This is a genomic window from Acinetobacter pittii, assembly GCF_034064985.1.
Classification (GTDB): domain Bacteria; phylum Pseudomonadota; class Gammaproteobacteria; order Pseudomonadales; family Moraxellaceae; genus Acinetobacter; species Acinetobacter pittii_H.
This window is the reverse complement of the sequence record NZ_CP139249.1, coordinates 2,626,020-2,642,534: the sequence shown is the minus strand read 5'-3', so window position 1 is coordinate 2,642,534 and position 16,515 is coordinate 2,626,020. Positions and strand designations below refer to the sequence as shown.

At 37.4% G+C, this 16,515-nt stretch carries 31 protein-coding genes; 20 read left to right on the top strand and 11 right to left on the bottom strand.

Translation table 11 applies throughout. From position 1 onward, the window contains the following. Nucleotides 1-31: 31 nt before the first annotated feature. The 8 genes from SOI76_RS12730 to SOI76_RS12695 are packed head-to-tail and all read right to left on the bottom strand — an operon-like array spanning nt 32 to nt 4,108. A complete protein-coding gene (locus SOI76_RS12730) occupies nt 32-247 on the bottom strand; it encodes a hypothetical protein (RefSeq protein ID WP_000362184.1) in 216 nt (71 codons plus the stop codon). Nucleotide 248: 1 nt separating this feature from the next. Further along, entirely contained in the window at nt 249-971 is a 723-nt protein-coding gene (locus SOI76_RS12725) for a hypothetical protein (protein ID WP_000047258.1), read from the bottom strand. Further along, entirely contained in the window at nt 968-1,339 is a 372-nt protein-coding gene (locus SOI76_RS12720) for a hypothetical protein (protein ID WP_025464558.1), read from the bottom strand. The genes SOI76_RS12725 and SOI76_RS12720 overlap by 4 nt, the downstream gene beginning before the upstream one ends. Before the next feature lie 2 nt (nt 1,340-1,341). After that, complete coding sequence (locus SOI76_RS12715) at nt 1,342-1,587, bottom strand: hypothetical protein (protein ID WP_000654847.1); 246 nt, start codon at nt 1,585-1,587, stop codon at nt 1,342-1,344. Between the two features lies 1 nt (nt 1,588). Further along, nucleotides 1,589-2,548 carry a hypothetical protein gene (locus SOI76_RS12710; RefSeq protein ID WP_000067527.1) on the bottom strand — a complete coding sequence of 320 codons (960 nt, stop codon included), beginning with the start codon at nt 2,546-2,548 and terminating at the stop codon, nt 1,589-1,591. A gap of 14 nt (nt 2,549-2,562) precedes the next feature. Further along, nucleotides 2,563-3,330, bottom strand: a complete 768-nt coding sequence (locus SOI76_RS12705) for a hypothetical protein (protein WP_000206152.1) — start codon at nt 3,328-3,330, stop codon at nt 2,563-2,565. Between the two features lie 11 nt (nt 3,331-3,341). Continuing rightward, nucleotides 3,342-3,665, bottom strand: coding sequence for a hypothetical protein (locus tag SOI76_RS12700; RefSeq protein WP_000181047.1), 324 nt, complete (start codon nt 3,663-3,665; stop codon nt 3,342-3,344). A gap of 2 nt (nt 3,666-3,667) precedes the next feature. Beyond that, the gene (locus tag SOI76_RS12695; RefSeq protein WP_002054969.1) at nt 3,668-4,108 is read right to left on the bottom strand and encodes a hypothetical protein; all 441 of its coding nucleotides are present in this window, start codon (nt 4,106-4,108) and stop codon (nt 3,668-3,670) included. A gap of 204 nt (nt 4,109-4,312) precedes the next feature. On the opposite strand from SOI76_RS12695, the gene SOI76_RS12690 reads away from it, so the two are divergent. Then, entirely contained in the window at nt 4,313-4,507 is a 195-nt protein-coding gene (locus SOI76_RS12690) for a hypothetical protein (RefSeq protein WP_000360255.1), read from the top strand. On the opposite strand, the gene SOI76_RS12685 is transcribed toward SOI76_RS12690, so the two are convergent. Genes SOI76_RS12685 through SOI76_RS12675 form a run of 3 tightly spaced genes read right to left on the bottom strand, consistent with a single transcriptional unit; the run spans nt 4,504 to nt 6,052 of the window. Then, the gene (locus SOI76_RS12685) at nt 4,504-5,022 is read right to left on the bottom strand and encodes a hypothetical protein (RefSeq protein ID WP_000506575.1); all 519 of its coding nucleotides are present in this window, start codon (nt 5,020-5,022) and stop codon (nt 4,504-4,506) included. The two genes, SOI76_RS12690 and SOI76_RS12685, sit on opposite strands and share 4 nt — an antisense overlap. A 50-nt stretch (nt 5,023-5,072) precedes the next feature. Continuing rightward, the gene (locus SOI76_RS12680) at nt 5,073-5,288 is read right to left on the bottom strand and encodes a hypothetical protein (protein ID WP_000370485.1); all 216 of its coding nucleotides are present in this window, start codon (nt 5,286-5,288) and stop codon (nt 5,073-5,075) included. A gap of 14 nt (nt 5,289-5,302) precedes the next feature. After that, nucleotides 5,303-6,052, bottom strand: a complete 750-nt coding sequence (locus SOI76_RS12675; RefSeq protein ID WP_000052233.1) for a LexA family transcriptional regulator — start codon at nt 6,050-6,052, stop codon at nt 5,303-5,305. A gap of 104 nt (nt 6,053-6,156) precedes the next feature. Here SOI76_RS12675 and SOI76_RS12670 point away from each other — a divergent pair, with 104 nt between their 5' ends. The 19 genes from SOI76_RS12670 to SOI76_RS12580 all read left to right on the top strand — a co-directional run bounded on the left by SOI76_RS12670 (nt 6,157) and on the right by SOI76_RS12580 (nt 16,490). Further along, complete coding sequence (locus SOI76_RS12670) at nt 6,157-6,345, top strand: hypothetical protein (RefSeq protein ID WP_000703024.1); 189 nt, start codon at nt 6,157-6,159, stop codon at nt 6,343-6,345. A gap of 10 nt (nt 6,346-6,355) precedes the next feature. Further along, entirely contained in the window at nt 6,356-6,676 is a 321-nt protein-coding gene (locus SOI76_RS12665; protein ID WP_000048913.1) for a helix-turn-helix domain-containing protein, read from the top strand. A 55-nt stretch (nt 6,677-6,731) separates the two neighbouring features. Further along, nucleotides 6,732-7,007: a hypothetical protein gene (locus SOI76_RS12660; protein ID WP_001095598.1), complete on the top strand. Its 276-nt coding sequence runs from the start codon at nt 6,732-6,734 to the stop codon at nt 7,005-7,007. Next, the gene (locus SOI76_RS12655) at nt 7,004-7,303 is read left to right on the top strand and encodes a hypothetical protein (RefSeq protein WP_001088054.1); all 300 of its coding nucleotides are present in this window, start codon (nt 7,004-7,006) and stop codon (nt 7,301-7,303) included. The genes SOI76_RS12660 and SOI76_RS12655 overlap by 4 nt, the downstream gene beginning before the upstream one ends. Then, nucleotides 7,296-8,177, top strand: a complete 882-nt coding sequence (locus SOI76_RS12650) for a replication protein (protein WP_057062407.1) — start codon at nt 7,296-7,298, stop codon at nt 8,175-8,177. Before SOI76_RS12655 ends, SOI76_RS12650 begins: the two co-directional genes overlap by 8 nt. A gap of 2 nt (nt 8,178-8,179) precedes the next feature. Beyond that, nucleotides 8,180-8,980 (top strand): hypothetical protein, encoded by an 801-nt coding sequence (locus SOI76_RS12645; RefSeq protein ID WP_031978665.1) that lies wholly within the window; start codon nt 8,180-8,182, stop codon nt 8,978-8,980. Beyond that, on the top strand, nt 8,977-9,384 hold the full coding sequence (locus SOI76_RS12640) for a hypothetical protein (RefSeq protein WP_000017854.1): 408 nt from the start codon (nt 8,977-8,979) through the stop codon (nt 9,382-9,384). Before SOI76_RS12645 ends, SOI76_RS12640 begins: the two co-directional genes overlap by 4 nt. After that, complete coding sequence (locus tag SOI76_RS12635) at nt 9,381-9,782, top strand: HNH endonuclease (RefSeq protein WP_000778995.1); 402 nt, start codon at nt 9,381-9,383, stop codon at nt 9,780-9,782. Before SOI76_RS12640 ends, SOI76_RS12635 begins: the two co-directional genes overlap by 4 nt. Further along, on the top strand, nt 9,775-9,990 hold the full coding sequence (locus SOI76_RS12630) for a hypothetical protein (protein ID WP_001288428.1): 216 nt from the start codon (nt 9,775-9,777) through the stop codon (nt 9,988-9,990). The genes SOI76_RS12635 and SOI76_RS12630 overlap by 8 nt, the downstream gene beginning before the upstream one ends. Then, complete coding sequence (locus SOI76_RS12625; RefSeq protein WP_000100165.1) at nt 9,990-10,391, top strand: DUF559 domain-containing protein; 402 nt, start codon at nt 9,990-9,992, stop codon at nt 10,389-10,391. The genes SOI76_RS12630 and SOI76_RS12625 overlap by 1 nt, the downstream gene beginning before the upstream one ends. Beyond that, a complete protein-coding gene (locus SOI76_RS12620) occupies nt 10,388-10,864 on the top strand; it encodes a hypothetical protein (RefSeq protein ID WP_001277128.1) in 477 nt (158 codons plus the stop codon). Before SOI76_RS12625 ends, SOI76_RS12620 begins: the two co-directional genes overlap by 4 nt. Then, entirely contained in the window at nt 10,836-11,090 is a 255-nt protein-coding gene (locus tag SOI76_RS12615) for a hypothetical protein (RefSeq protein WP_000861102.1), read from the top strand. Before SOI76_RS12620 ends, SOI76_RS12615 begins: the two co-directional genes overlap by 29 nt. A 480-nt stretch (nt 11,091-11,570) precedes the next feature. Then, nucleotides 11,571-11,924 carry a hypothetical protein gene (locus SOI76_RS12610; RefSeq protein WP_001039311.1) on the top strand — a complete coding sequence of 118 codons (354 nt, stop codon included), beginning with the start codon at nt 11,571-11,573 and terminating at the stop codon, nt 11,922-11,924. 198 nt (nt 11,925-12,122) lie between these two features. Further along, nucleotides 12,123-12,359 carry a hypothetical protein gene (locus SOI76_RS12605; protein WP_000152667.1) on the top strand — a complete coding sequence of 79 codons (237 nt, stop codon included), beginning with the start codon at nt 12,123-12,125 and terminating at the stop codon, nt 12,357-12,359. Nucleotides 12,360-13,021: 662 nt separating this feature from the next. Continuing rightward, nucleotides 13,022-13,477 carry a hypothetical protein gene (locus tag SOI76_RS12600; protein ID WP_001136775.1) on the top strand — a complete coding sequence of 152 codons (456 nt, stop codon included), beginning with the start codon at nt 13,022-13,024 and terminating at the stop codon, nt 13,475-13,477. Between the two features lie 61 nt (nt 13,478-13,538). Continuing rightward, on the top strand, nt 13,539-13,973 hold the full coding sequence (locus tag SOI76_RS12595; RefSeq protein WP_104079426.1) for a hypothetical protein: 435 nt from the start codon (nt 13,539-13,541) through the stop codon (nt 13,971-13,973). Further along, complete coding sequence (locus SOI76_RS12590; RefSeq protein WP_104079427.1) at nt 13,942-14,583, top strand: putative metallopeptidase; 642 nt, start codon at nt 13,942-13,944, stop codon at nt 14,581-14,583. The genes SOI76_RS12595 and SOI76_RS12590 overlap by 32 nt, the downstream gene beginning before the upstream one ends. Before the next feature lie 58 nt (nt 14,584-14,641). Further along, complete coding sequence (locus tag SOI76_RS12585; RefSeq protein ID WP_104079428.1) at nt 14,642-15,190, top strand: DUF2280 domain-containing protein; 549 nt, start codon at nt 14,642-14,644, stop codon at nt 15,188-15,190. Continuing rightward, nucleotides 15,174-16,490, top strand: coding sequence for a terminase (locus tag SOI76_RS12580; protein WP_104079429.1), 1,317 nt, complete (start codon nt 15,174-15,176; stop codon nt 16,488-16,490). The genes SOI76_RS12585 and SOI76_RS12580 overlap by 17 nt, the downstream gene beginning before the upstream one ends. The last annotated feature ends 25 nt before the right edge of the window (nt 16,491-16,515 follow it).

Here is a 16,515-nt window from a genome sequence, read left to right as displayed (position 1 = left end):
CAAGTTTGCTGATTGTTAGCTTCGGTACAACTTATATAGCTTTTTTTAGTTGCTTCTTTTGCTGGCATTCTTCCTCCCACTTCATTACATCAGTAGCGAGGTATCTTTTCATTGTTCCGCCCTCAGAACTTAATGCCGGGGCTGGGAAGGGAATACCCCAAGGAGTGTTAATTTCCCAACGATTAAGTGTGCGTTTAGTAATATGAAACATCTCACACACATTGTTAGATGTCAGATATTTATCCACCTTACCCCTCCTTACTTTTCGCTTTAGGATTTGCCCACCAAAGTACAGGGCCATCTTCTGAATCAAATGCTGCAATTAAAAAGAGTCCTTGTTCAGGTGGTTCTGGCTTCCAGTTGGGCCAAACTACTGCATCTTCCGGTATATTTGGTATTTCATCGTAATCTAATAGTTGAGTTTCAATTTCAACTCTAAGATTCATCTGAAGTTGTGCCCACTGTTCTCTTGTATAGGCTTCTGCTCCTTCTTCAATGGTGTCAAACAATTGAATATCTGGATGAAACCAATTGAAAAGGTTTTCAGGTGGTTCTATTGGCTGGATCTGATATTTAAAACCCGTCTCACTAGATCCGTAAAATTGTTTTGCCTCATCAAAGCATTTGGTAACCAAAGGGGTAGAGCCTTTTTTGTAGCACTTAACAATTTCATCAAATTTAAAAACGCGCTCTGCTGTCTTCAAATCAAAGCATTGGTACATAGGTTCACTAAACCAACTCTCTACATAAAATAGTTTTTTAATATGATCCTTACGGGTGCCGTGCCATTTCTGGACTTTGATAACATCATCGAAAATTTCTAAGAAAAAGTTATTGCCTTCTTTTTCATGCATTTTTCTATAACGCTCAACAGCTCTCTCTGCTATTTCTTTAGAAGCTGCTGGGGTTTGTTTAAAAGGGCTGTAACCTTCAGGCCGCATTGCAACGGCCCATAATGTTGATTTGCTCATTGTTCAGCTCCCGATTCGCTTTTAACTAACCGCTCAATAAACTCTGCTAATTCATTTGCACCTACAACAAATGCCTCTCCATCTAATTCCATTGCCTGAATTGATTGAACAGCCACCCATGATTGAATCTCATTGATGATTTCATTTGGCACCGCCTGAGCTTTGGCTTTATTCCAAAAGCTCCATAATTGTCGAGCCTGTTCACGCATAAAGAAGACTTCATTATTTTCAACGATGGAATAGCTAAACATATCCATGTTCTTATATGATTCTGCTAGGTCTGGAACAAACCATAATTCCATGGCATCTTTTTTGAACTCTTCAATTTGAGCTATAAGTGCCTCTCTTTCCTTATTCAAATCAAACATCATTAGGCCCTCAAATATTCTTCTTTAGTCCACTCAACAAACTCTTTATAAAGCTGCTGCGCGGGTTTATTTAACCGGTTGTGATAGTCGATCGTTATGCGGCGCCAAGCGACTGGTACCGCATAATGCTTTGTTAGAAACATCGCTTGATCCATGCCTTGCCGGACTATTACATAGCCCAGCAATTGCAAGTAGTACATAAAGCCAAGCATGTGTTTTTGACTCACTTTCTTGTACTGATCTTTCATATTAGAAGCCATCCACTAATAGATAATCAGGGTCTGCTTCTGGTTGAGAAACTGCTGGATTTTCTAACTCAAAGCGACGTTTCTTAACAAAATCCATGAGTCGTGATTGAATCTGTGGATCTCGTGTGGCCACATCTATTTCCAAAGCATCTAGCGTTGTAAGGTCTGGTGCAGTTTGGATTTGAACCATTAAAGAGGGTGGCTCATTAGCAGATGCCTTTTCTTTTTCTAGCTCTTCAAGACGTTTGTGAGTGGCGAGAAGGATAGGCTTCATTTGTTCGTCATCCCATGTGCGGGTATAACGATAAACCGCATTTACTTCTGCAGGTGTTTTTGACTCTTTTACACGCTGTAGAAGAGTATCTAGGGTTTGCTGATATTCTGGATCTACTTTAGGCTCGTTAGTTTCTGGAACTAACAGATCCTCAGATGTGGTGACATTTGTTTGTTCGGTAATAACAATTGTTGGTTGAATTTCTGCAGAAATAACTTCAATAGGCTTTTCTGCTTTTGATTTCTTGCCACGCTGTTTCTTTTTTTCATCACCTAAGCGAATAACACTTAAATCGTCACTAACTTCAAAACCTAACGCTTTGGACAGTGCTTTTAATTGAAGCTTGGCGTTTTCTGCATCACGTTGAACGAAGCCACTGTTAATAGAATCAATTAATGCGTTAGTTTTGAAATCTAAAACATAAACCGTAGGTGAATATGTACTGATTACATAAACTTCCTGACCCTCTTCATACTCATCAATAGTTAATGGCTTTGTGAATGTAATGCCAGCCAGCTCAATAGTTTCGATTTTGATGCAGAATTCAAAACCCGGTTTGCCAAAAACAGAAGCGGGGAATTGATCTAAATCGGCAAAGTCCAACATGTCTCCGGCTGGACGACATAGAACAGTTTTACCGTTTTGAAGAGCTGCAAATGCTTCAGCTGCAGTTAGTAAGTTAGACATAAATAGCTCTCCTTTTAGTGATGTAACGACTGTTGTTGCTGAACTTGCTGAGGATTGTTTTTAGGTGCCCAACCCATCTGATCGGCACGTGCTTGGCATGCTCTATTGATACCCGCCTCATACGTAGTACCTTTAAACTTCTTAATCGCAGCATTTAAGATGTTGGTGTCTGGTGCATCTTTAATTGCTTTTAATGCATCTTGATATAGTTGGTCCTGAGTACGAGGCGGCTTCTGGTTACCACCCTGAGCGATTGTCTGATTATTTTGATTTGTATTTTGACCTGCTGGGGTAGAGGCATTTTGCTCTAGATAGGCATAGTCATAGTTGTATAGATATTTACTTCCATCAAAATTACCGAGGTAGACATCAGCTGCCACACCAATAGCTTTAAACGCTACACCAAGAGCATCAGTAACGGCCTTTTTATAACCTTCATCAATCGCTACTAATTTGCCCTTTTGAACTTCAACAATTGCTGAACCGCCGTTGCCGAAAAATTCCTCACCCCAAACACCATCAATCTTGGTTTTTACTGCTACTTCAGCAAAAGCCATAATGGTTCCATCTGGAGCAGTTTCAGACCATAAACGTACATGTCTATAAGTCCAGCCATGACCAACGGGACCAAAGGCCTGAGTCATAGCCATTAATCGCCATTGAGGGTTAATATCTGATTTACCTTTTAAATAACCAAACTCAATTTTTTTAAGAAAATTGGTAGGCGTTTGCTTAACTGCATTCCAGATATGTAAGTTGTCTTTTGAGTTTTCAGTTGTCATTTTTCTTATCCTCATCTAGAGCCGGTGAAGCCGCGTTTTTGCTTATATGCTTTGCGGTCATAAGTAGGAATGTTTGTTTCACGCAGTTTTATTGCGAGCTGCTTTCTGCGTTGAAAGTCGATTTCTTGTGTGAGTTCATTCCAAACTTTTGGATAAGAAGTTTGGAACCTGAACACATTTAAAGGCGTCTTAACTCCGTCTTTAACTTTGTAAAGAACTGAGCCATTAGCATTAGATGCGTACACTTGCCAGCCAATGCGAACTGAATACAGCCCTTTATCATCACGGCCTAAAAATGACATGTAGCCGTCAGGGTGTTTTTTGAAATTAGTCATCTTTAAGCCTCCACCAACTTGTTACGTTCGATGAAGCCTTTTAGAAGATCATTGATATTTCGGATGTCTTCAAATTCGGTGAAATCGTTATATGACTTACCATTAACATCAGTAATTTCATTTACCGTGAGTTGAGTAATATCAACAGCGGTAAATTCAGAACCCGGAACGCCGTAACTGTCTGGATGAGCTTCAAAATCAAAGCTAACGTTTAAACGGAAGCTATCTAATTTAATTACAGCAACGCCAGAATGTTTACCTGTGATTTTCGCGGTTAACACACCGTAAGTACTTGGTTGAGTTTTAGGTGTAAAAAGAGTAGGTGCTTCTTTTGTTTGGAAAGCTGGCTGCAATTGGCAAGCAACTAAAGATCCACCAGAGATTGCAAGAGCAGCCATGCTGACAAATGCAAATGAGTTGAAAGGGGTAGCTTTTACGTTCATAATTGATCTCGCAGTTTTGCAAAAGCACATCGGACCTGGGGAGGGGCGGTGTGCTTTTTTTGTTGTCTGTGAGATAATATTAACTATGGTTAATTTTTTAGTCAAGAGAAAAGTTAACATTAGTTAATCTTTTTATTAACTATAATTCATGCTTTAATAGACAAAAGAAAACCCATCACAGGGATGGGTTGTTTGGAGTTTGTTATGGATAAAAATCAATTGAAATTTTTAGAAGAACTAACCGATTTATCGCATAAACATGGAATTTATTTAACTAATATCTTAGATGAAGCCAGTAACACAAAAGATGATATCTATATGGCCGAGATAGAAGGTCATATGAATTCAGCTGGCTATGAGCTGCAAGAAAATGGATCTTTAGTATTTACTTGGTATTAAACTAATTTAACACTTAATCCTGAATTAACCCCGCCAGGAAGCCCTAGAAAAGTATCAATTCCAATGTTTTTTCTTAGATCGGCTAGTAGGTCGTTTGGATTAACTGTAATTCCAATTTTTTGGATTGATTCACTTCGCGCATTAGACACTTCTTTTGCGCGATATACTTCTAATTCTTTATTTTCGTTAATAGCAATACGTGCTAATGCACGAATATAAAAACGATTAAATTCACCTTCTGCAAGTGTTTCATGTGCATTACTTGGTGTTTTAGATGCTCTACCATTTTTATCTACTGAAGAGGCATTAAACATATGGTCTTTACGAATTGCATTAGCAAGAGTTTGTTCATTACCCCCCTTAATGCTCTCAATTAAAATATTTGGATAACTATCAATCCCATGTTGATTAAATCTTTTACTGTAATACAGGGTGTTGCTGGAGATGTCTAAATTCACCTCTTCAAGCATTGCATTTCGTACATTGTCATTTAAGTCTAAAAAATTAAAACCCATGTTCTTCTCCACCCGATCTGTTGTTAAGACTGTGTCGGGTTCACAGTTTATTAATCTTTTGTGTTATTAATTTTCTGACCTAGCTTTCCTTCTTTTACCAACTGCACGACCTGCTCATTAGTAAGCACAGGAATAAAGACTTTGTCGCCAATATCTTTAGAAAGAATCTTTACTTCTTCAGCAGTCAACACCAAAGCTTCACCATGTTTCGCAGCATCATTGATGCGAGCAATAATCTGGTTGATTGGTCGTTTTGAATTGTCCATAAGTCTTCCTGTGATTAATGCGAATAAGGATGTTCTTGTCTATGCTGACTTGGCGGCACGATATCTGTAATAGCGGTAATACTTTCAACCTCGTCCATTTCAAAGAAAAATCGCTCACCACCATTCACAGAAAGCAAACTTAAAACCCCACCATTGATGCCGACAAATTCTTTAATTGTGCATCTTCCATCCTTCAAGCACACCTGAACAAACTCATTCGGCACAAGATCTGCATCAGGGTCGCATACAACATACCAGCCATTACGAATTGCTGGAAACATTGAGTCGCCAGTGCCTTTAATGCCATAGGCTCTTGGTCCTGCTGAGTGAGTTGGAACATACCCATCTCCAGCATTGCCTTCATAACCCATATCTGTGAAATAGCCATCCATGCCCATCTTGGAGTAAGCCTTAACAGGAACATATCTTTTTTGGGTGGGGAATGGTTTAACAGGTGTTTCAAGAAATTTAACAGCATCTTCGCTATCGGGAATATTGTATTTTTTCTTAAAAGCTTCGATATCCAGAACATTTAATTGAAGTAAATTGTTCGATTCTTGTTCAATCGGTCCACCATAAAGCAACCAATCGTCACTCACACCTAAAAATTTCGCAATGACTTTCAAGTTTTCCGCTGTAGGGACGCTAGTGCCATCTAGCCATTTCTTTACAGCAACAGGAGATTTTTTTGTTGCTCTTGCTAAATCAGCGGCTCTTAATTTTTTTTCTTCAAGTTTTTGCCTAATTCGAGAGTGTAAAGACATAACAAATATTCCAAAAACATTAACTAATGTTAATACGATCTATTGAAACTATGGTTAACAAGTGATAAATTTGGTTTATTAACTATAGTTAACTTGGTGTAACCATGAAAATTAGTGATCTCATGACATACCACGGCTGCAAAAGTCGAAAAGAGTTGTCTGAAAAAACTGGGTATTCAACTGTGACCCTCTGGAAGTGGGAAAACAATGGTATACCAGCCAGAACTCAAGCAGTCCTGCAAGTCAAAACCAAAGGCAAACTTAAAGCCGATTTACAAGCATTAACCGCTTAGGACCTTAACCATGAGCAAAGTATTAAATGAATTGCCTGCAAGTGCTAGCAACAATGAATCGCTCATATTGCAAGCACTTAACGCTAGTAACCAAAGACAAGTAGCCGAGAAGGTGGGAATAGATGCAAGCACTTTATCAAGAATGAAAAATGACAAGAAAAACAATGGATTGACAGAGATTGAATTTATTAGCTCTTTGTTGACAGCCATTGGACTGAAGGTGGTGCCAGAAAGTGATGTGTATTGCTCACCTGAAATTGCAGAAGCAACGCGAGTCTATTTAGCACATGCATTCACTTCACCTGAATACATGCGGATTTTATTCAAATAAAAAACCACTACCTGCAGGAACAGGAGTGGTTAGGCATTCAATTGAGGTGGATCAAATGAACACGAACAATTTATCAGAACAACCAATCGAACTCAACTCACCAGATTTTTTAATAGGTGACGTTGTAGTGCTTACTAAAGAGTGTCGAAGTTTTAAATCAAACGATTTATTTGAGGTTAAAAATAAAACTTTGACTAGGTTGTGGACTATCAAATCGGAGAATCATTTGATTCTGGTTTCATCAAAAGAAATCCGTACAGCAACAGTAGCAGAGCTCAACGCTAAACGCCGCCTAACAAAAGCTGAGCAAGCATTAGCGGAGGTGTCATGAATAGTCAATTTAAGTATAAACCTGAGTACAAACAGACTCAGGAAATTCAGTCCTTCTTTGATCCAGCGTTAGTGATTCTCAATGAGCTACATGATCGTAACCGTAAAAATCTAAGAGCCAAAGGTTATGACGAAAATAATGCTGCAATAACGCGTGAAGAATTTTCACAAACTATGGCACAGCGTTTTCGCATTAATCAGTGGTTAGCAGGGCAGATCGTTAATAGTTTGGCTAATGCTGACTTGGTTCAAAAATTTGGTGGGTATGTAAAGCCTAAGGTCGGTGTACATGAGTAATTTTGTGCCTAATTCCTTTCAAGTACCTAATGCATTTGTCGATGAGGTTTTAAATAAAATCTCTGATGCTGCATGCAAAATTTACTTGGTTATTTGCCGTAAAACTCGCGGTTGGAATAAGGAGATGGATTCCATCTCTTTATCTCAATTTGAAGAGATTACAGGGAAGAGTAGACCAACTGTTGTGAAGTGCCTTAATGAATTAATTAAGGTCGGTTTAGTCGTGGAACAACCAAGCACAATTCATGGAAATACATTCAAATTAGGTAACGATACTAGCGTTGGTTTAGTGCTTAAATTCCCTAGTAAAAAATTTTTACTACCTGAAATTTATGGACAGACTAGTAAAAATTCTTTACCACTGCTAGTTAAAAATTTTAACTACACTAGTAAAAATTTTTTACCGCTGCTAGTAAAAATTTTTAACACACAAAGTATCACTATCAAAAACAACTCTCAAAGTAATAAAAAAATAAATAAAAAAAGAGAGTCGGTTTCTGAAAAACCTAAATCAGAAAAACTAACTGAATTTAATCCACGTTTAGTTGAACTACCAGCATGTGTTGATCCAGAGCTGTGGAACAATTTTGTTGATATGCGTATCAGCATCAAAAAACCACTCTCTGAAAACGCAGTGAAGTTAATCCTTAAAAAACTTATCTCTTTTGGACCTATGGCTAACCAATCACTGGAAAACTCAATTATCGGAAATTATCAGGGTGTATTTGAACCTCGCCAAAATCAAATTCAGGAAAACCCACAATCTCATAACGTTCCTGAAGAACCAGGTTATTTCACTCAGATGTACGCTGAGAGCAATCGTTCAAACGTGATTGATGTTACCCCTGACCAGCAATATATCGGAGGCTATTAATCATGACTGAATTAGCGTCATTTGATAGTTATTTGAAAGAACTAATTGCGGCTTACAGAACTAAGTACGCGGTTCAGTTCAATAAGAATTTCCCCGTTGAAGGAAAAAACGCAGTTCCAATGCAAATCGTGGAACAACATCTTGCCAAGGCATTGGTTGGGGTAACTCCTAATCAACTTCAAAGAGGCTTAGCGCTATTTTACGCAAGTACAAATACCTACATGCCTAACTTCGCTGAATTCCGTGCTATGTGCATGGGTGATGATTGGTGGAGTGCTGAAAAAGCATGGGTGAAGGCTTGTGAATACACACAAATCACTCAGCACAAGAAAGTGAGATTGCCTGATGGGCGTGAGCAAAACCAAGAAATTACTACATTAGCCAAATTTGTACTTGATCAAGTTTATTCGCTTATTCAAGACGGCGAAATGTACAAAGCCAAAATGGAATTTATCAAGATCTATGATGAATACAAGGCTGAAGCACAACTGAAGGGTAAAACCCAAGCTTGGTACCAAGAACCAATTTTATTAGCTCAGAAAAATGAGCAAAAGGTGCATAAGCCTGTTTCAAATGACGAAGCGCAAAAGCATCTCCAATCATTGATGGAACGTTTAAAAATCAATGGTCGTAAACCTGCACCAATACAAAAGCTTAAGGCTAAGGAAAAAGAGCCTGAACTTGCAAAAGAATTAGGGCCAGATCCTTTCGACAATCCGCATGAATACGCAGAGATGTGTCGCCGAGAAGGTATGCCGATACCTAGAAATATTCTTCAGCTAATTGAAGGGGCGAATGTATGAGCCATTTCCAAGATAAGCATGTGATTCATGTTGATGAACAAAATCAAGTTATCAAGTTCACACGTAGAAATGAGATTGTGGAGTGTGATCACGGGCGTATTCAAATATCAAAGGAAGATAATGAGATCCTTTGTATGGACTGCAAAACAAAACTTAATCCAGTTTTATGGATTGCCAAATATTTAGACCAATTGAATCAAGTCACCCAACGTAATAACAGAATGCTGGCAGAGGTCCGTGAAATACAGGCAAAGCTTGAAAAGAAAAATAAGTTTATGTGCAAACACTGCCATGAAGTAAACACTATTGATTTTAAGAAGCTTCCTTCACAAGCAGCTGTAGTGCGCGGTATGGCCGTAATTGATCAAGAGTTTGACGGTATGAAAGTGGAGCATAGCCGATGAAGTTAACTAAACAGCAACGTGCTGAGCTAAAACAAAAGTTTGGTGGACATTGCGCTTACTGTGGTGAGTTGCTTGGCGATAAGTGGCATGCAGACCATATCGAAGCAGTGAAGCGAGATTTAATTCATGTGGGTGGTGGAAAGTTAATTACGGGTGAAATGACTAGACCGCAAAACGACACTTTAGAAAACATGAACCCTGCATGTGTTCCTTGCAATACAAACAAATCGTCTATGCCGCTGGAAGGGTGGCGAAAGATGCTTACACATTACCGTGATGTGCAGTTACTACGCGATAGCACACATGCTCGTCATTTACTTCGTTTCGGTTTGATTGAAATTAAGACAAAACCTGTGACGTTCTTCTTTGAGAATTATAAAGGAGCCAGTCATGAGTGAGTTTGAGGGTAAATCTGGAAAGTGGGCTTGGGAGATTCAAAAAGAACAACAAGCGAATTTAGTTGAGCTAAGAAGTTCAATTGAAAACCTAGTTCAAAAGTATAAACACGATGCTCATGCTTCAAGCCTTTTTGGCGATCAAGATAAAGCACGAGTTTATAACTGCTTTGCTAATCAGTTGAAAAATTTGCTGAAAGGTGGTGCTTGATGTCATCAGTCAGCATTGCTGAATACCGCAAGTTATTTCCTATAAAGAAAAATAAAAAGCGGCGTTCAGCAAAGCAAGTTGCCAGACAACCAAGTGTGGGTGAAATGGTTCTGGCAACGCATTTAAGAGCATGCAAGATCGGTTTTGAACAGGAATATAAGTTCCATCCAAAACGCAAATGGAGAGCTGATTTTCTGATTACTGGTACAAAAATTTTGATTGAGGTTGAAGGCGGGATCTGGAGTGGAGGCCGTCATACAAGGGGCAAAGGCTATATAGGGGATATGGAGAAATACAACTCCGCAGCAATGATGGGTTTTACAGTTTTACGGTTCAGCACAGAGCAAGTGAAAGCAGGCGTGGCGATTAAACAAATTGAGCAATTGGTAGGTGAAAAATGAGTGCAGTTTTAAAAACACAACAAATGGATTGGTCTAAATATACTATTGACGGTTGGTTAGAGCAGTTTGGCGCATGGTGTGAAACAGTTAGAATGAAAGGGGGTGATTTGCCAGATGGGCTTCATATCAATCAAATTTACTGGTTGATGCGTGAAGCTGGCAAAGAAGTACAAAAAAGTAAATCTTATATTCGATGTGAGATCAGTGATTATGAGGCGGATCAAATTCAAGCACTTTTACGAAGTCTATTAAATTCTGATAAAACAGATTTTACAACTAAGTTTGCATTAATTTGTTTAATTAAAAATAAGGTTGAAAATAAAGGATTGTTGAAGGTTGCTCAAGAAACAAACCAATCTAAAGCTCAGGTCGCAATTATGGTGAGTTGCGCTAGATTTTATTTATTAGGTCATGATAAAAGATTAAGACAAAATGGAGGTTCAAATGAAAACATACACTGTAAAACTATATGAAGGCGTTAGTCGGGAGAAAGTTAATGAAACTTTGAAATACTACCCTGATTATTTTGGTAAAATATCAATAATTACAAATGTAATTAATAATAAATTGCAATTAACACTAAAAGCATTTGAAGGAATCGACGTTATAACTGCCAATGATCTAATGATTAAAATCGTTGAACGTTTAAAAGCTTCTCAATTAGTAGAAAAGCATAATTTAGACTTGTTGACTGTCTAGACGCTTTATGGCATATTTTTGATATAGTGGACAAAATTATAAGCGTTGCACCAATTTGTTTTAAAAGCTCACTTAATCGTGGGCTTTTAATTAGGATTTGAAAAAACATGAAATTTATCGTATATTAAACTTACTATATGATGTCTATTTCCATTATATAGTGTTTTTCAGTTGAAAAGCTTAGTCCGTACTTTCCCCAAGGTACGGATTTTTTTTATTTTTTGCTATATAGTCCAGGCTGGTAAAAAAGAATATCTGTGTGGGTGGTGAACTCAATGGGCAAGTGATAGAAAAAAAAGGGGTGTTAAGAACAAAGATGTATATAAATATTAGTAAATTATAAAATTATTAAATAAATTCAAATATTTAAATTAAAAATAAGTGATAAAACTTTAACAATATTTACGTACGTGATGAATTTAGTAACTCAAATAAACATTATTTTAGACGGATAATTATAAAAAACGGAGTACAAATGTCATGAATAAGAATGTAGAGCTAATAAATTACATTGATGTAGCTGAGACAGTTTACGAACGGGTATATGAAAATAATAAAATTTCAAATAATTTGATTGTTAATCTAAATCGCATTATGGCTGAGATAAAGAATCAAGCTGCAGAAAAAAGACTCAAATTGAAGTACAGCTCAATAGACTTTGAACATTGTTTAAGTTTGCCTTTAGCTGATCGCAAAATAAAAGTAGATTTAAGCCTTATACCTCATTTTGAAGATCGTGAAGAAAGTATTTTGTGGTTAACTAACTTTATTGGAAAAATTTGTGAGCCCAGAAAGATGCAAAGACAGAAAAAAAACTTCATTAAGTACCTGTGAATTTTAGATGAACAGCCCTTAAAGCGGTTTTTTATTGCTAGTAGAATATTTAAGGTATCTTTTCTAATAGGCACACACTATTAAAGTGTTTTTTATTTATTTTTTAGATTGAAAAGATTGCTATTTAAGTAATTTAAATATAAAAATCTTTATTGATTGAGAGTAGTTGTTATACAGGATATTTATAAGGATTTTAAAATGACAATTATCACATTGCTCGATGTTAAGACGAAGAAGAAGGTGATAGTTCGGTCCGTAATAGACCCAATAGCAAGAAAAGACAAAAAAGGGAATATACAAATTATTCAAATTCATAAATGGCTATATGATGAATCTGGAGATTTCGTTGATGAAGACTTATATGAGGCACTCAACAATGGAGAAGTTGGAATATACATAACTTTGCAGTATATGATCATTAATATTGAAAATTAATTATTTTTTATTTTTAGTCAGTTTGAGTTCTTACTCTCTAGAGCCTAATGGTTACTGCACATAAGACCTTATTAAGTATTACCTATTGATGGGCACATATTCTTTATAAGTCTTGATAATTAAAAAAATTATGTAGGCTAAAAATAAAACCATTTAAAAAAAGAAATCTTTATCTATTTAAATATGAATATTTGATGTTTTTAATTCTATCCCTATTGCTAGTGCTTAAATATTATGCCAATATGAAGTTGGAAATATTTCCGAATAGATATTTCCTATTTCAGGTTTAAGCGTTTTTTTCGCTAAGTCCATTTCTGAATAAAAATAGGAAGTGGGCTTTTTTATTTTTAAATATTTCTGTATTATCAGTGTGTTGCTTTAAGTAACACTAAACCTTATTGATCAGCGCAAATATCAAAAAAGGGGGAGCTTGCCTACTAGGCAAGCTTTTTAAATTGATAATTTAAACACAATAATCCATTTTAAAGCTCAATAGAAAAATCAAACTTCCCTAGCTTTTATTCGTACTAATTTATTGAATATAATCGTTTTTATAATTTTTAAAATTTCCTTAAACTAAAAATGGAAAATTTCTTGTTGCAACATTGTTATAATAGGACTACCTTAAGAAAAATACTTTATAAAAATGAGGAGCTGCTGAAATGCCACAGTATCTCATGTTTGCGGAAAATATTTATAACAAAATTAAAGATGAGGAATTGTTTTCACATGACTGTATTGAAAATATGAACTTACTTATGACATGTATACGCAGAGAAATTGAGGGAACAGAATTTAAATTAAAATATAATTTTATTGATTTTGTTGAATTGTTCAGTAGACCATTAGATGAATGTAAAGTAAAAATAGATGTGAGTTTGATTCCTCCTCATAATTCAGAAGGTGAGTATATTTTATGGTTAGCTGGATTAATCGAAAAAATTACAGAAGGTGGACCTAAACCACCTCCGCCTATAAAGAAGTTTATTCCAGAGTATATGAGCTTGAAATTTGAATTAGATTTTTTACCCTTAAATGAGGAAAAAATTCAAAACGAAGGTAAAGAAATTACGGATTACTTTAATTCAAAGCTTTATAAGGCAACTTTTAAGAAGTAATACTATATTGCCTGTGAGTTTAGCCACCGCCTAAGGGCGGTTTTTTTTATGGGTAAGAATAATGGATTCTACAGAATACTTTTGGCTTACTCGGAAAAAAGAACCTAAAACTAAACCTAAAAGCCGGCCATTGCCTAAGGCGAAGCAAAAATATCTCGAGGCTGAGGCAACACTTAAGGAAGAGCTTGAGGATTTGGCGATTGGATTTGAAAGTAAGTTTCAGCCGATCCATACCAAACACTGGCGCTTTGATTTTCATATTGTGAAATTGCGTTTGCTCATTGAAATAGAGGGTGGGCCTTGGTCTGGTGGACGTGGTGGAAAGCTGGCGAATAAAGCATGGAGTCTTGATCGATATGATCAAGCTGAAGGGATGGGTTACAAAATAGAGCGCTTTCATCCAGATTCTATTTTGTCGGGATATGTCATCAACTGGATTAAAAGTGAATTAGCGAGAATTGAAGATGGAGCAGATCAGACCATTTCCACCGACTGATTTTATTGACCAAGCTGAAGAAGAGGAAGCAATCCGTATAACTCCAGCACCAGATTTAAAGAAGTGGGTTATTGCTAATTACTTAACGATTGGTGGGCCTCTTCATAACCCGGATCATGATCATATTGCTGAGTTGCTTCATGATAATGAAGAGTTCTTGGCATTTGCTTGGGCTTCTTCTGCTTATAAAAGCAAACAAGCTATGGTTTTAGGCCAGTGCGAAAAAGTCATGTTCAATGTTGGTGGCTGGCGTAAAGCTAGACAAGAGCAACAGATGCGAGACTGGTTCGGCTTTGTGCCAACATACTTAATAACTGTCGACGCTTCTTTCTGTGAGCGTGCAAACGATACAGAGTTCTGTTACTTACTTGAACATGAGCTTTACCACATTGGAGTGATGAGAGACGAGGACGGAGAAATTGTTTATAGCGATAGTTCTGGTCTTCCTAAGCACTATCTTGCAGGTCATGACGTTGAAGAGTTTATTGGCGTAGTTAAACGTTATGGACCAAGCAAAAATGTTAAGCGACTTATTGAAGTCGCAAAAAATCCGCCGTTTGTTTCGAATCTTGATATTTCAAAATGCTGCGGGAACTGTGTAATCAATTGAGCCAAATGGCTCTTTTTTTTGCCCATTTTGTTATACGTAGTTATACGATGAGGAAGTTATGGCGACACTAAAAGAGCCTGTGAAAATCTTTATAGTTCAGTCTCTTGCTTGTCGTGATACACCTCAAGAAGTGGCGGAACTCGTAAAACAAGAGTTTGGCGTTGATATAGATCGTGTTCAAGTTGCAACTTATGACCCTACAAAAGTTGCTGGTAAGAACTTAAGCAAAAAGTATGTCGAACTATTTGAAAAAACCAGAGATGAGTTTGATAAAGGCTTAATTGATATTCCAATTGCCAATAAGTACTACCGATTGAAGCAATACCAAAGACAGCTTGAGAAGACTAGAAACGTCAAAACAGCCTTAAAAATTCTTGAGCAAGCCGCTAAAGACATTGGCGGGCAATTTAACAACCGCCAAGAAACGACAGGAGCAAATGGTGGTGAGGAAGGCCAAACAAAAGCTGAAGTCGAACTTGAGATTAAAAAGCTCGAACTTCAGAAGTTACAGCGTGAAGTGAATCCCCCTGAGTATCGTCCACCTGAAGAGGATTACAAGCTTGTGCTGAATCCTGATGAGGAGATACCAAATGAGCCAATTCTTTAATCCTCCAGAAGGTTCAGTTCAATTAACACCTAAACAAGCCAATATTTATTTATGGGGCTGGCAAAAAGAAGCCCGATTCCGTGATGCTGTTTGTGGTCGACGTTTCGGTAAAACATTCTTGGCCAAAGCGGAAATGCGAAGAGCAGCCAGACTAGCGGCTAAATGGAATGTTTCGGTAGAGGATGAAATCTGGTATGCAGCACCTACCTTTAAGCAAGCTAAACGGGTCTTTTGGAAGCGATTAAAACAGGCAATTCCAGCTTCTTGGCGTGCTGGAAAGCCGAATGAAACTGAATGTTCAATTACTTTAAGAAGTGGCCATATCATCCGAGTTGTAGGTCTAGATAACTATGATGATCTTCGTGGATCTGGTTTATTTTTCTTAATTATTGATGAATGGGCTGACTGTAAATGGGCTGCATGGGAGGAAGTACTTCGCCCGATGCTTTCAACTTGTAAATATGTTGTAAACGGCGAACAAAGGGTAGGTGGCCATGTTTTAAGGATTGGAACACCTAAAGGCTTCAACCACTGTTATGACACGTTCATGGACGGTCAGCCAGGGCATGAGCCAGACTGTAAAAGCTTTTCATATACATCCCTTCAGGGTGGGAATATTCCTGAGTCTGAGATCATTGTAGCTAAGCGAAAAATGGATCCTAAGACTTTTAGTCAGGAATATGAAGCAAGCTTTGAGAGCTATCAAGGCGTCATCTACTATTGTTTTAACCGGTTGCTAAGTGCATCAAGTGAAACAGTAAAGGCTAATGATGTTCTTCATGTGGGAATGGACTTTAACGTTACTAAGATGGCTGCTGTGGTATATGTTCGCCGTGGTGAGCATATGCATGCGGTCGATGAGTTCGTTAATCTGTTCGATACCCTAGCAATGATTGAAGCTATCCAAGAGCGTTATCCAGATCATGAGGTTGCAGTTTATCCCGATGCTTCAGGTGAAAATCGAAAATCGAGTAATGCTAGTGAAACGGATCTGGCTTTACTAAGAAAGGCTGGTTTTAAAGTACATGTGAACAGTAGAAACCCTGCTGTTAAGGATCGTATTAACTCAATGAACGGAATGCTCTGCAATACTTTGTCTGAGCGTAGATTATTCGTAAATGTAGATAAATGTCCTCACTTTGCCAAATGCCTAGAGCGACAAATCTATGATGATTATGGACAGCCGGATAAGAGTGCCGGTTTTGACCATATGAATGATGCAGGTACATATCCAATCGCTTATTTATTCCCGATCGACAAGAAATCTGTTGGAGTTCGAAGGATTCGCGGAATGTCTTAAACAACGCACCTTTTTAGGTGCTTTT